The organism is Endozoicomonas sp. ALB091 (genome assembly GCF_049310265.1).
In the GTDB taxonomy this organism is placed as follows: domain Bacteria; phylum Pseudomonadota; class Gammaproteobacteria; order Pseudomonadales; family Endozoicomonadaceae; genus Endozoicomonas.
Genome location: NZ_JBLYNQ010000001.1, coordinates 488,109 through 501,463, shown reverse-complemented (window position 1 = coordinate 501,463; position 13,355 = coordinate 488,109). Strand labels below are relative to the sequence as shown.

General features: G+C 49.5%; 9 protein-coding genes. 4 read left to right on the top strand and 5 right to left on the bottom strand.

The window, feature by feature from the left end; translation table 11 throughout:
• Positions 1-41: 41 nt before the first annotated feature.
• Complete coding sequence (locus ACO6UX_RS02215) at positions 42-434, bottom strand: hypothetical protein (RefSeq protein ID WP_422444449.1); 393 nt, start codon at positions 432-434, stop codon at positions 42-44.
• Positions 416-1,705 (bottom strand): MFS transporter, encoded by a 1,290-nt coding sequence (locus ACO6UX_RS02210; protein WP_422444447.1) that lies wholly within the window; start codon positions 1,703-1,705, stop codon positions 416-418. The genes ACO6UX_RS02215 and ACO6UX_RS02210 overlap by 19 nt, the downstream gene beginning before the upstream one ends.
• 252 nt (positions 1,706-1,957) lie before the next feature.
• Between ACO6UX_RS02210 and ACO6UX_RS02205 the strand changes: the two genes are divergently transcribed.
• The 4 genes from ACO6UX_RS02205 to ACO6UX_RS02190 are packed head-to-tail and all read left to right on the top strand — an operon-like array spanning position 1,958 to position 8,104.
• Positions 1,958-3,877 carry an IucA/IucC family protein gene (locus tag ACO6UX_RS02205; RefSeq protein WP_422444445.1) on the top strand — a complete coding sequence of 640 codons (1,920 nt, stop codon included), beginning with the start codon at positions 1,958-1,960 and terminating at the stop codon, positions 3,875-3,877.
• Positions 3,878-3,918: 41 nt separating this feature from the next.
• Positions 3,919-4,935 (top strand): GNAT family N-acetyltransferase, encoded by a 1,017-nt coding sequence (locus ACO6UX_RS02200; protein ID WP_422444443.1) that lies wholly within the window; start codon positions 3,919-3,921, stop codon positions 4,933-4,935.
• Positions 4,932-6,770 carry an IucA/IucC family protein gene (locus tag ACO6UX_RS02195; protein WP_422444441.1) on the top strand — a complete coding sequence of 613 codons (1,839 nt, stop codon included), beginning with the start codon at positions 4,932-4,934 and terminating at the stop codon, positions 6,768-6,770. Before ACO6UX_RS02200 ends, ACO6UX_RS02195 begins: the two co-directional genes overlap by 4 nt.
• A complete protein-coding gene (locus ACO6UX_RS02190) occupies positions 6,767-8,104 on the top strand; it encodes a lysine N(6)-hydroxylase/L-ornithine N(5)-oxygenase family protein (RefSeq protein ID WP_422444439.1) in 1,338 nt (445 codons plus the stop codon). The genes ACO6UX_RS02195 and ACO6UX_RS02190 overlap by 4 nt, the downstream gene beginning before the upstream one ends.
• A 143-nt stretch (positions 8,105-8,247) precedes the next feature.
• On the opposite strand, the gene ACO6UX_RS02185 is transcribed toward ACO6UX_RS02190, so the two are convergent.
• The 3 genes from ACO6UX_RS02185 to ACO6UX_RS02175 form a co-directional block, all read right to left on the bottom strand.
• On the bottom strand, positions 8,248-10,317 hold the full coding sequence (locus ACO6UX_RS02185; RefSeq protein WP_422444437.1) for an F-box-like domain-containing protein: 2,070 nt from the start codon (positions 10,315-10,317) through the stop codon (positions 8,248-8,250).
• Positions 10,318-10,529: 212 nt separating this feature from the next.
• The gene (locus tag ACO6UX_RS02180) at positions 10,530-11,717 is read right to left on the bottom strand and encodes an ABC transporter ATP-binding protein (RefSeq protein WP_422444435.1); all 1,188 of its coding nucleotides are present in this window, start codon (positions 11,715-11,717) and stop codon (positions 10,530-10,532) included.
• Positions 11,714-13,351 (bottom strand): ABC transporter permease, encoded by a 1,638-nt coding sequence (locus ACO6UX_RS02175; RefSeq protein WP_422444433.1) that lies wholly within the window; start codon positions 13,349-13,351, stop codon positions 11,714-11,716. The genes ACO6UX_RS02180 and ACO6UX_RS02175 overlap by 4 nt, the downstream gene beginning before the upstream one ends.
• Between the last annotated feature and the right edge of the window lie 4 nt (positions 13,352-13,355).

The window sequence follows — 13,355 nt, the reverse complement described above, 5'->3', positions numbered from 1 at the left end:
TTTGAGATGGTTGCGAATGATATTGATTATCATTTGATCCTTCAAGTAATTTTCTTGTTATCCTGTATTCGATCCATTGCCCAATCCCTTGCTTCGCTCCAATCCAGGCACGCCTTCATGGGAAACGGCATGGCATTTTGCATGTTTTTACTGACCACACGGTCGCCCTCTTGTTCCGAGCCAACCAGTCTGGCGACACCGGAACAATATAAGCCCAGCAACTGCCGTTTCTCCTTAAACCAGACTCCAAGCAATTTACGGGCTACAGGTGAAAATTCACTATTAGGCTGTGCATGTATTACCATGCTGAAGGGCTCTTTTCTGTCCAGAAGCCCGGATAACTCATGTAACCAATCCTGTGCATCCTGATCCGTTGCCGGAGCATTAAAGCGGATGGTAACCATGGGCCAACCCATCATTTGAATCGCAGACATAATGACTTCCCGTGTTTATGATCAACCCATAAAAAAGTGATCATCAGTGATACGCTGGCAACCAGCACCCCGACCAACTCCTGCTGCCAGCCATTACTGTTCATCGTGCCGGCCAGCAAAGCACCCAGCGTATAGCCAATGGTATGAATCATAGTGAGCATGCCGGTAAGAGCACCCTGCTGACTGCTGGCCTGAGCAGATGCCAATGCCGTATAGGCGGGGGTTAATAAAGCAACCGAAGCGGCGCTGATGGTCAGTCCGCTGGCCAGCCAGAACAGGCGCTCACCGGTCACCATGAACATACTGCCGATCAGCAACAACACACTCCCACACTTCAATGCCATGACCAGATTTCGCTGAACCCACCGGGCAGCGACCAGATGGGCAATAATGGTCGACAGTGCTGCCAGCATCATCAGGATTGACAGTAATCGGGTGGTGGTGACTCCGTCATGAACAATAAGATGAAGTCGGGGACCGGCCAGGTATTGCAGAAAACCAAACAACGTGGTGACTGAGCACGCCAGTAACAGCAACGGCCAGGTCTCTGTCATTAATCCCAATAAGCGCACATTGCCATTACTGGCTGCTGACATCTTGTCATGCCTGACTGATACAACGGATAAAATGACTAGCAGAATGAAGAGAACCATAGCCAGCAGCGATACGACACCGATGGGAAAAGCACTTCCCCAGCTGATGAATATGGCTGGCACCAGGGGGCCTGATAGCCGACCTACATTAATACTGGCGGTGATGCGACTGAGCATTCTGGCTCGATTTGACGGACTACTGTCGTCAATTACCCATGCCTGAACTGCCGGGTACAAGCCAGATGCAAGCAGCCCATAGACGATGCGGGCAGAGAACATTAAGAAAATTGCCTGCTGTTGATTCAGCACGTCAGACACTACTCCCTGAATAGACAGGGTCAGCATCAAAAAGCTCAGGGCTATGCCGACGGTACCCGAGATGATTACAGGTATACGACCATATCTGTCTGATATCCGTCCCCAGATGGGGGCCGATACGATAAACAATCCGGTACCGAGAGCAACCATGGTGCTGAGCACACCATAGCCAATTCCGGTCTCTTCCAGAATGGCTGGCAGGCTGATCAGCAGCGTTGTCTGGCCAGTTCCCAGCAGGAATACCGCGATCAAACGACAGAAGTTATTCCGGGCAGGGTTTTGTCCGAAAGAGCGTTGTCCGAAAGAGCGCTGCCCGGAATGGGTGTCTGTTGAAACGTGATATAACGCATTTTCCGGCATGTTCAATTCTCAATGCTGCACATTTATTATTCAATTTGTTGCAAATGATAATTGTTATCATATAGGATGACAACCCAATCCAGAACGGGATCGATTTTAAAAAGTGAAAATAACAGACCGTTGAAAAGGAAAATGGGTTGGTGAATAAGTTAAGAATTGATGACCAACCCCTATTAAAACTTTTAATAACTAACTCTCAACAACGTTGTTGATGAGAGCGTAATTCGTTGAACCATAAAAACTGAAATAATAATGATGTCCTCAGATTCAATACTGAAATCGTCGGCTGATAAAATAATGTCCGGCATATCCCCCGATAGCGTGGATGCTCAACGGCGAAGTGATGCGGCTATTGTCAGAAACCAGGCTGAAGTGCTGAGCGCTAACTGTTTTTTTAATGCGCTCCTGCGAGAATGGCAAGGCTGGACATTACATAAAGTTAATGAGTTTAAAGTGATAGAGCGTTATCGATCACAATTGAACTCTGCCATCGGGAAGAACATTGATCATGTGATCAATATCCCTGTTCATGATGTATCGCTATTGGTATGTATCAGTCACTTTTCAATAACCGGGCGTCACCAGTTTTTAATGCCAGTCATTTTATCGAGCCCGGCAAAAGCAACGGCTACTCCCATCACTTTTATAGAGGCCGTTCAGTTGCTGGTCAGTGGGGATATTCTCTGGCAGAGCGATCCACAGAGCCGGAGAAACTTCCTGGAACGGGTTCATCACAGTGTTAACAATATTGAAACCAATCTGAGAGCCCGTCAGCCATCATTAGACGCTATTTTTAATGCTCCCGGGGATTTTCAGACTTCAGAACAGTCACTGCTGGCAGGGCACTCTGTCCATCCCTGCCCGAAAAGTTATGATCAATTCAGTCGGGATGATGCCGCCCGGTATATGCCTGAGTTTGGTAGCAGCTTCAAGCTACATTGGTTTGCCATAGACTCCGACCTGCTCGATGCCGACAGTGTTCATACACTGTCGTTCAGTGAACTGACCAGACAACTGGCAGAAGAAGACCAGAACTTTCCAGCTGCATTACTCCATGGAACCCCGGAGCATCAAACGCTCTTGCCTGCCCATCCATGGCAGGCTGAACAGTGGCTGAAAAGTAACTATATACGTCAGTTGATTCAGGAAAAAAAACTGGTTGATTATGGATTAAAGGGCAGTGACTGGAGAGCAACATCATCCGTGCGTTCCCTGCATGCCAGCCACGCGTCTTTCATGTTGAAGTATTCACTCAGCGTAAAACTGACCAACTCTGTGCGCCACCTGTTACCTAAAGAGGTGATTCGCGGCAAAGAGATCCATCAGGTGAAATATCATACGTCCATTGGCACGGAAATGAAGCAGCGCTACCCGGACTTTGAGGTGATCACCGAGCCTGCCCATGGGGCGATCAGGGGACCGGATGGACAGATATTGCCAGAGACCATGATGGTTCTGCGGGAAAATCCATTCAATAACGTTCAAACATTGAGGTCAACCGAGTTACTGGCGAGCCTGACCCAGGATAATCCTGACGGTGCATCAAGGCTGGTTTCACTGATCCGGAAACTGGCTGACAAAGAGCAGCTTCCACCAGAAAGAATAGCTGTTCGCTGGTTTAACCAATACCTGTCAACCGTCGTAGAACCGCTAATGATCGGGCAGTCAGACTTTGGTCTTTTATTTGGTGCCCATCAGCAGAACCTGTTGATCACTCTGAAACAGGGTTATCCCCGGAAAGTCTATTTCCGTGATTGCCAGGGAACGGGCTACAGCCATACCGCCCGTGAACTTCTGGCGGAGACGATCTCAGCAGAAACCAGACAGCAGGAGCATCATGTGGATGGTGAACTGGGCAACTGGTTATTTACCTATTATCTGATCATCAATTCCACCTTTGGTGTCATCAGTGCCCTTGGGGCCGGGCAAGTCACTTCAGAATCTTCACTGCTGATGGCTCTGAGAGAGTTTCTGATGAAACTCAGAGCGTCTGATCCCAGAGATACAGGTTGTCTGGACTACATTCTCAATAGCCCTGAACTCTGGTCAAAAGGCAACTTTTATTGCTCTTACTGCGATATGAATGAGAACACCCTGGAAAATCCTCTGGCAGTGTATCACCCGCTATTAAACCCACTCGTGGGGTTGTCACAGGACGAACTTCTACCTTAATCGCCAAAAATCCGTAAACAGGGACAGCAATGACAACAACAATGAAACTTCCAGAAAAAACACTGCCGGGTATTCTGCATCCGGAGATAATACTGAAGCCTCTCAGCACCAACACACTGTTGATCAATGATGCTACCACTTCACTGCATTTGAGCATCTCTGGCACCGACAGGCTGGTTATTTCTCCGGCCAATAGCTCCGACCTGCAGGACAGGATTCCCGATCATCTTATGGCGGCAGGCCTGGATTATCTGTATGCAAACCATCCAACGCTGGAACAAATTCACTTGTCTCCCCTGATATCTGAACAGCTGGAGTCAGGGTCATGGCGACATGATATCGATCAGACCTCCGGGGAGAGCATCAACGTCAGAACCGGTTTTTACCAGAATCGTACGCTTTGGCATTGGCAAAACAACAATGTACTGACACCAGAAATCTGGACGGAAAACAGTAATGGCATTTCCCACCCGCTGCGACCGTTACAACCTTCCGGTGTCGTTTATCAGCGTTATGATTATCAGAATGATCTCACTATTTCGTTCCGCTCCATTGATCCGGAGGAAGACCTGGCCACTTTTCATCAGTGGATGAATCAGCCGCGAGTTGCTGAGTTCTGGGAACTGGCAAAGAGCAGGGAAGAGCTGCGCAACTACCTGCAAACGCTGCTCAAAGACAGAAAAACCTGGCCCCTGGTAGGCAGCATTAACGGTGAACCTTTTGGTTACTTTGAGCTTTACTGGGCGATGGAAGATCGCATTGCTCCCTATTATGACTGCCAGCCATGGGACCGTGGTTTTCATCTGCTGGTGGGAAACCCGGACTTCTTGGGAAAACGGTTTTCCAACAGCTGGACCAAATCCATAACCCACTTCCTCTATCTGGACGATCCGAGAACCGGCCGATTGGTTGGTGAGCCAAGGGCCGACAATCGGCGTTTATTGAAGTTACTGGCACCTGCCGGTTGGTCGTTTGTCAAAACATTTGATTTCCCCCATAAACGGGCAGCCCTGGTAAACGGTTATCGACGTACGTTTTTCAGGGAGGTACAGCTATGAATCAGGCGGTCACACAGTCTCTACTAAAGAGTCTACTGAAGAGTCCACTGAAGACCAAACCCTCCTCTTTCTGGTTACAGGCTAATCAACGTTTGCTGGCAAAAAGTCTCAGTGAACTGAGCTGGGAAGAAGCAATTTCACCACTGGAGCTTGATAACGGTGATTTCACCCTGGAGCTGCAAAGTGGCACCCGCTATCAGTTTGCAGCCTGGCGAACCGTCTGGGATCAATTGATCATTGACCCGGCCTCCATTATTCGTACCGGATCTGATGGTCAGTGCTCGTCATTTTCGGATGTCAGTCAGTTATTTATTGATGCCCGGACAGAGCTTCATCTCACGTCGGTAATATTGGCAAATTTTCTGGAAGAGCTGGCCAACACCCTGATGGCCGAAGTTCGGGTACAGCAGAACTACCATCAAAAAACTGCCGCTGAGTTGATTGACCTGACCGATGATGAACTCCAATGTTATCTGGATGGTCACCCGAAAGTGACCGTCAGCAAAGGCCGTATCGGTTGGGGGGGCAATGACTATGAGGCCTATGCCACCGAATTTCTGCCGGAGATTCAACTGGAATGGCTGGCCGTCAGCCGAGAGCATTGTCAGCTATCCAAAATAGATGACCTTTCTGAGCAGGCATTATTGTCTGCAGTGCTTGATACGCAGGCTCAGGCTAAGCTTTTAGACGTCTTTCATGGAATGAATTTAACAGCAGACGCGTATTTCCTGCTGCCGGTTCACCCATGGCAATGGCAAAACAAGCTGGTGAATTTATTTGCTGGCGAGATTGCTGCGGATCGTATCGTTCATCTGGGGGCTTTTGGTGACCCGATGTTGCCGCAACAGTCTCTGCGTACGCTATCAAACCGGCAGAGACCCAAACAGTTGAACATTAAGCTGCCGCTCTCGATTTTAAACACCTCCTGCTATCGGGGTATTCCCGGTCAATACATCAAGGCCGGGCCGATGATATCCAGGTGGCTGGCCAATATTGTGAATACTGACCCAACGCTGGCAAACCGGGGCGTCATCATCCTTGAAGAGCCCGCAGGTGCCTTCTACCCCAACCCGATATTTACCCAGGTTGAGGATGCTCCCTATCGTTATCATGAGATGCTGGGCTGCATCTGGCGACAGAGTGTACACGACAAAATCAAGACATCTGAACGTGCTGTCCTGATCTCCACCCTGTTTCAACGGGATGGTTTCAATGAACCGCTCATCCATGAGTACATTCGCCGTTCAGGGCTGTCAGCCAGACAATGGTTGACCCGACTGTTCAATTCGGTGGTCATCCCACTCTACCATTTGCTCTGTAAATACGGTGTTGGCCTGGTGGCCCATGGCCAGAATGTCACGGTGGTTCTTGAGCATCATCAGCCTGTCCGTGTTGCTCTTAAAGATTTTCAGGGGGACTTGCGTCTTATTGATCAGGACTTTCCTGAGCTGGAAAGCTTGAGTGACTATGCCCGCTCAGTGACTACGAGACTGCCCGCTGAATACCTTATTCATGACTTGCAGACTGGGCACTTTGTCAGCGTTCTGCGCTTTATTTCCGCTTGCCTGGCAGAAAAAGGCCTGGCGGAAAAAGGATTTTCTGAGGTGGACTTTTACGGACTCCTTGGTAAACAACTGCAGTTGTATATGAAAGCACATCCGGAACTGAACGGGCGCTTTAAACTGTTTGACCTGTTCCAACCGGAAATGGCCCGTGTTTGCCTGAACAGAGTCCGATTCAAACAGGGTTATGGTGACGCCAGTGAACGTCCACTGCCGGAACTGGGTACACCGCTTAACAACCCATTAGCAACGACATTCAGGGAAGTACGATGAGATTGCAAAAAATCACGGATTGCGAAACCGATATTCTGGAACTGGCCGGACTGGGTGCCGGGCCATTCAATTTGAGCCTGGCCGCCCTGCTGGATAGTCAACCCACCATTTCAACCCGGTTTTTTGACAAAAAAGCAACCTTTGGCTGGCATCCGGGCCTAATGCTTCCGGGGGCTCATATGCAAACTTCCTGTCTGAAAGACCTGGTTACTGCTGTTCAGCCAACAAGCCCATGGTCGTTTATTTCATTTCTGGTCAATAAAGGGCGTTTTTACTCATTTCTCTCCACCGAAAAAATGGTCATCAGTCGTACAGAGTTTGTTGAATACCTGAGCTGGGTGGCAAATAACCTGAGTTCGGTCACGTTTGATACTGAAATTCGGGAAGTCAGCTTTACCGATCATCACTTTGTGCTGAAGTCTGACCATCAATCCTTTAAAGCCAGGAATCTCTGTCTGGGCACCGGCAAATCACCCTATACCCCGGAGTGTACCCGGCGATGGCTCGGCCCGGACTGCTTCCATGCCGGTAGCCTGATGACGCAGGATGTAGATTTAGCCAATAAACGGGTGGCGGTTATTGGTGGCGGACAGACCGGGGCCGAAGTCTTCCTGAACTGTCTGCGAGGCCAATGGGGAAAGGTTGCTCAGGTGAACTGGGTATCCCGGCGAGCGGGCTTTGAACCCCTGGATGAAAGTCCCTTTACCAATGAGTATTTCACCCCGGGCTATGTGGGCCAGTTTCTGTCACTGCCCAGTGATAAAAAACAGAACATCGTCAATTATCAAAAGCTGGCAAGTGATGGAATTACCCCGGCCTATCTGCTGGAACTCTACCGGGAGCTTTATGACCGAACCTATCTTGGCAACGGTGATGTGAGCTGGCAATTGCTGCCGGACCGAACGTTAGCAGATATGTCCTTAACGTCCACAGGCTTTTATGATCTGCGTTTATTCAATGCATTGTCAGAATGCGATGAACAGCTGGCCGCTGACGTGGTTATTCTATGTACTGGCTTTCAGAATGCACTGCCCGAGTATCTGGAACCGATTCGGGAACAGTTAACGATGGATCAGCAAAATCGATTCAAGCTATCCCCAAGTTTTAAAGTGGCCTGGGATGGCCCGGAAGACCGACGGATTTATGCGGTGAATGCCGGTTTACACAGTCACGGCATTGTTGAGCCGCAGTTAAGTCTCACGGCCTGGCGCTCAGCAACCATCATTAATGACTTGATGCACGAAGACGTCTTTCCGGTCAATCAACCACCCGGTTTTATCCACTGGCTGAGTAATACGGATTTTCTGCCCAATGGCAAAGAAGAAAATGGGTAGTCTTTTTTCCACCGGCCTCTATCTACAAGGTTGGTAGAATAGTCCTTGAAATTCAGATTAAAGAAGGGCATGCAGTCTGGTGTAAGAGGCTACCTGAGAATGGACTGCCCTATCGGGCAGCTGCTGCTACATTCATACGGTGGCTATTCTTGGTCAACCTCCCGGGATCTCGGTAAATGCATTCTTTGTTGCCTGTCAGGTTCCCGCTCGATCTGCCAAAAAGACAGGATTTTCCGGTCGCCATCCATAGAGCTGACCTGTATGGAGTGACCGCAAGGACTGAATTTGAAGCTGTCAATGCAACCCTCCGCTTGCAGGCGGCCCTTTTCCTGCCAGATACCCTTTGGAGTTATGCCCAGTACAACCAGATAAGATTTGTCGTTAACATCAAGGCCGGCAAAAAGGGACCCACCGTGATTAAAATCAGGTTCACAGAGTCGTAAATCAGAGTCCGGGGTTTGCCGGACCCATTCACCGTATTTCTTTTGCACCTGGATATCCAGCCTCCCCCGATCGTCAGTACAAATAATCGAGTGTCCGTCCGGGCTGAGCTTCTGGGCAGTAGGAACAGCGGAGTTTGCATACCTGCGAGGATATCCCCTGTCACAAATATAAGTAAACATGTGCTGGCAGTGCCACATTCCGGCCCCGTCCAATTGCCAGATCATTGCAGATCCCTCCTGAAACAGCACAAATACCGAGGAGTCCACATTGAATGTCACCATTGAATTAGGCAAAACCCAGCGGGACTTCTGGAAATAGTCATGATCTTTTATTTCCGCTACCCAACCGTTGTTATCCGTTAAATGCCAGATATCAAAATTATCTTCGCCATGAACAACCAGATACCGGCTATCGGGACTGAAGGTTACGTCCAGCGATATAATATCAACGGGTTGCGGCTGATGTTTGGTGATTCTTAACGCTTCAGACCATCGACCGTTATCACCAAGACTAAAAACAACCACGAAAAAATCCTCTACATTTATATCCATGTCGTCGGAATCTTCCCCGGCATCATTGAAGCATGCAGCAAAATGTTGACTGTCCGGACTGAATTGAATGGTGTCAAAACCACAATAATCCTCTACTCTTTTTCTCGCTTCTGTCAGAGCCATGGTAGGCATGCTAAATTCCAGTTTCCCGTTGGCTAACCAACGGCCATCCTTTCTTTTTCCATAGAAATCGATATATCTTCCACAATTTATGGCAATATGATTACTGTCCGGGCTGAAAATACTGCGACGTCCGATGCAAACACCGTTGTTTTGCCATTGACCATTCAATTGCTGGCCTAAAATCAGGCTCATCCGGTAAGATTCAGAATAAATCAGAGATTTCCCATCAGGTGAAATCTGAAAAGATAAAAAGCTGAAATCAAGGCTTTTTATTCCATAAGGATCGGGAAAAAGCTCAGCGACAGTCATTCGCTTTGTTTCAGTCCATAAGCCTTTCCCATCCCGCTGAATAATCGACAGTAAAGCGTCTTTAGCACCATAGGTTTTAAAAGCAGATCTATCAGAGGGGGGAGGATCAACAGGTATAAAAACAGTATTGCCATGGTATCGATCAATGCTGTTAAAGCATTCGAAGAAACTGCGAGCTTTAATGGTGAATTCCCTGCTCCAGCAACCATCACTTCCCGCCGTCCAGATAGAACACTGAGAGCTGTGACTATCATTAATGAGCAGCCGACTGTGATTCTCATTGAGATAGTATTCACTAATGTTATCTTCCCTGCCAAACGAGTTTTGCAGCACAAATTTAAGTGAGGTGGCATTAATGGTTTCATTGCGTAAATGATCAGCGTGATATGCGCAGATTGCCGGAAAATTTTCAGTACAATACGATTGCCCGGCAATGACTTGTATTTTTGATGTCCGCAGATGATGAATCAGTGGTTGATTGGTAATACTCAGACCCCGGTAAAACAGCTGTTCATTCTTACTCAGATTCCCGTAGCACCGAACAACTTCAAATAATCCATATTCATTCAGGACAGTGTGCATTCTTCTGGAAACAAGTGCCAAATTACACGCGTCCTTAAGCGGTAAATAACCGGTAATTTTCAACAATAATTCCACCGGTAGCGAGGTAATACTCCACCTGTGAAAATGAGCTGATTGTTCAGGAATAACCGGATTCGTTTCACTCAGACAAGGTTCATCTGGTTTTTCCTGTGCAGGAGGCAATGGCAAGATAGACTCTCTCATCAGATCACTCCGGAAAAATCTGATAGAGGTTAGTCCAGAGAAGTCATATCTGAAATAATTCTCAGGACTTTGTCGCTCTAAGGGATTTTGTGAGGGAGCGCCGTACCGGGGAGTACGGTCGACTGAGCAAAACTCACTTAGAGCGGCAAAGGACAAACGGGAGCAAGTTTCTGAAATATCCGGGTTAGCCTGACATCAGTTATGTCTGGGCATCATGGTGCGGTTCCTCTTTTTCGCCGTGCGTTCAGGCCATCAGCATCAAACAACACCAGATCATGGGGAATAATGTTCAGTTGAACGTTGGCATTCCCGGCTACCGGGTTTGAATGCTCTGCCACCAGCTGATAACTCCCCTGGCAACAGTCCAGATGAATCTCGCTGCGTATACTTTTGCCCATAAACTGCTGCCGGGTAATCGTTGCCTGTGGAAAAGTATCGGCAGAGGTCTGAGACAGTAAGCCTTCAGATTTATCCACAGCCGAGAGGGCCACCATCTGTGGCCGGATAAACAACTCCAGGCTTGTGCCTGCCTTTTCCACAGAGAGCGGTTGGGTGGATGCCACAACGCCCAGCGGGGTGCTCACATGAAACTCATCTTCAATGGTGGCCGGCAGAACATTTCCGGCCCCCATAAAGTCGGCAATAAAACGGTTATCAGGGTAGTGATAGATATCGAAGGCCGTCCCCTGCTGCATGATTCTGCCCTGCCCCATGACGGCGATGGTATCCGCAAAAGCAAAACCTTCTTCACGACTGTGGGTCACAAACAGTCCGGCGACTTTTTGCTGCTTCAGAATATCCCGTATTTCCCTGACCAGATGCTGACGGACCTGGCTGTCGATATTGGAAAACGGTTCATCCAGCAACAGAATGGAAGGCTCGTTGGCCAGTGCCCTGGCGATGGCCACCCGTTGTTGCTGCCCTCCGGACAGTTCATGTGGATAGCGCTGGTCAAGACCATAAAGATTCACCAGCTGCAGCATATCCTGAACCCGTTGCCTGACCTGTTCGGAGGTCTGTTGGTTCTGGCCGAAGGCACCCTTAAGTCCAAAACTGTTAAGTCCAAAACTGATGTTGTCAAACACCGTCAGGTGGGGAAACAGGGCATAATCCTGAAAGATCATGCCGATGCCCCGCTGCTCTGGCGGTGTTACCCGGGCAGCTGAGCTGACTTCCCGGCCATGCAGTTCAATGGTGCCGGATACCGGTTGAATCAAACCGGCGATCGCTTTTAATAAGGTCGACTTACCACAGCCACTGCGACCCAGCAGGCAGACAATTTCACCATCCTCTATGGCCAGGTTTACCCCGGACAGGACCAGAGGATCGCCAGTGGCGCTGCTTTTTCTGGCTGACCGATCATAAGCACAGGCAAGTTCAGTGATGTTCAGGGCACTCATTGCTGTTCCTGCCTTTCCAGAGAGCGATTAAGCATAATAAGGGGCACCAATCCTACCAGAACCAGCACCAATGCGGCAGGTGCCGCATATTCCAGCTGCTCATCAGACACATATTGGAAGACCCGGGTGGCCAGTGTTTCAAAATTAAAGGGGCGCAGTAGCAGTGTGGCAGGCAGCTCTTTCATACCCTCAATAAATACCAGCAGCAGCCCTGCCAGCATGCCTTTACGGATCAACGGCAGATGCACACGCTTGACCATTTCCCCGGGGTTACACCCCAGGGTTCGGCTGGCCATATCCAGTGAAGGAGACACTCGCCCAAGACTGGACTCAACGCTGCCAACGGCGACAGCGGAGAAACGTACCACGTAGGCAAACACCAGGGTAATGGCAGAACCACTGAGAATAAGCCCAACCGGCGACTGGTGCCAGTGAATCAGCAGTTCGTTGAGCACATTATCCGAGAGCGTCAGAGGGATCAGTACCCCAATGGCCAGAACATTGCCCGGCAGGGCGTAACCGGTGGAGGCCAGGCGAGCAGGGATACGGGACAAGCTCGTGCGCTGTAAACGCTGATAAACGCCCAGGAACAAGGCAATAAAGCAGGCAACAGCAGCTGCGGAACCGGAAACCATCAGACTGTTGATACCATATTCAAACAGAGCACTGCTCCATGAATCATCGAAATAGACAATCAGGTACTCCACCAGCACCAGAGAAGGCAGCAAAAAGCCCAGGGTGACCAGCAGCCAGCACCAGCCGATAGCCAGCCATTTTGACCAGCCAGAAAGCTCGATCAACTCCCGCTGCTCCTGCCCGGTATTTTTCTGGTACAGCTGCTGTTTACGACGGCTGTATTTTTCCATGCTGATCAACAACATGACCACCAGCAACATCATGGCCGAGATTTTTGCCGCCGCATTCAGGCTGCCATAACCTAGCCAGGTGTCGTATACCGCCGTGGTTAATGTGGGCACGGAAAAATAGCTTACTGTGGCAAAATCACCCAGGGCTTCCATGCCCATAAGCGCCAGACCGGTAATGATGGCGGGACGGGCCATGGGCAGGGTTACCCGGAAAAAACTGTGCAGAGGTGAGCAACCTAACAGTCGGCTGGCCAGGGTCTGGCTTTTCGATTGCTCAAGAAACGCGGTTCTTGCCAGCAGATACAGATAGGGATAAAGCACCAGGGCAAGCACTATAATGGCACCGCCCAGGCTGCGTATCTCCGGGAAGGAATAGTCTGCGGCTGACGTCCAACCCGTGAGCGCTCTGAGAAAACGCTGCACTGGTCCGGCAAATTCCAGCAGGTCGGTATAGATATAGGCAATAACGTAGGATGGCATGGCCAGTGGTAATACCAGTAACCACTGGAGCTGATCTCTTGCCGGAATCCGGGCATTGGCCATCACCCAGGCGGCAGGGATCGCCAGAACAGCCCCAAGTCCCCCTACCCCGAGAATCAGAAGAACACTGTTCACGATGTAGGTGGTCAGGACGGTATCCCAAAGATGATCAAATAACTCACCGGCAGGGGTGAAAGCCTCCAGGATCAGGGCGATAACAGGGGAAAAAAGTAAAAGGGCCAGCAGCCAGCTGCCAGCCCTCCAGTAGGTTGGTAAGTTGTGATTCATGCAC

Excerpts from the sequence above, each read along its gene's own strand:
- ACO6UX_RS02215 (WP_422444449.1), bottom strand. The coding sequence starts at position 434 with ATGTCTGCGATTCAAATGATGGGTTGGCCCATGGTTACCATCCGCTTT.
- ACO6UX_RS02195 (WP_422444441.1), top strand. The coding sequence starts at position 4,932 with ATGAATCAGGCGGTCACACAGTCTCTACTAAAGAGTCTACTGAAGAGT.
- ACO6UX_RS02205 (WP_422444445.1), top strand. The coding sequence starts at position 1,958 with ATGATGTCCTCAGATTCAATACTGAAATCGTCGGCTGATAAAATAATG.
- ACO6UX_RS02180 (WP_422444435.1), bottom strand. The coding sequence starts at position 11,717 with ATGAGTGCCCTGAACATCACTGAACTTGCCTGTGCTTATGATCGGTCA.
- ACO6UX_RS02200 (WP_422444443.1), top strand. The coding sequence starts at position 3,919 with ATGAAACTTCCAGAAAAAACACTGCCGGGTATTCTGCATCCGGAGATA.
- ACO6UX_RS02190 (WP_422444439.1), top strand. The coding sequence starts at position 6,767 with ATGAGATTGCAAAAAATCACGGATTGCGAAACCGATATTCTGGAACTG.
- ACO6UX_RS02185 (WP_422444437.1), bottom strand. The coding sequence starts at position 10,317 with ATGAGAGAGTCTATCTTGCCATTGCCTCCTGCACAGGAAAAACCAGAT.
- ACO6UX_RS02210 (WP_422444447.1), bottom strand. The coding sequence starts at position 1,705 with ATGCCGGAAAATGCGTTATATCACGTTTCAACAGACACCCATTCCGGG.
- ACO6UX_RS02175 (WP_422444433.1), bottom strand. The coding sequence starts at position 13,351 with ATGAATCACAACTTACCAACCTACTGGAGGGCTGGCAGCTGGCTGCTG.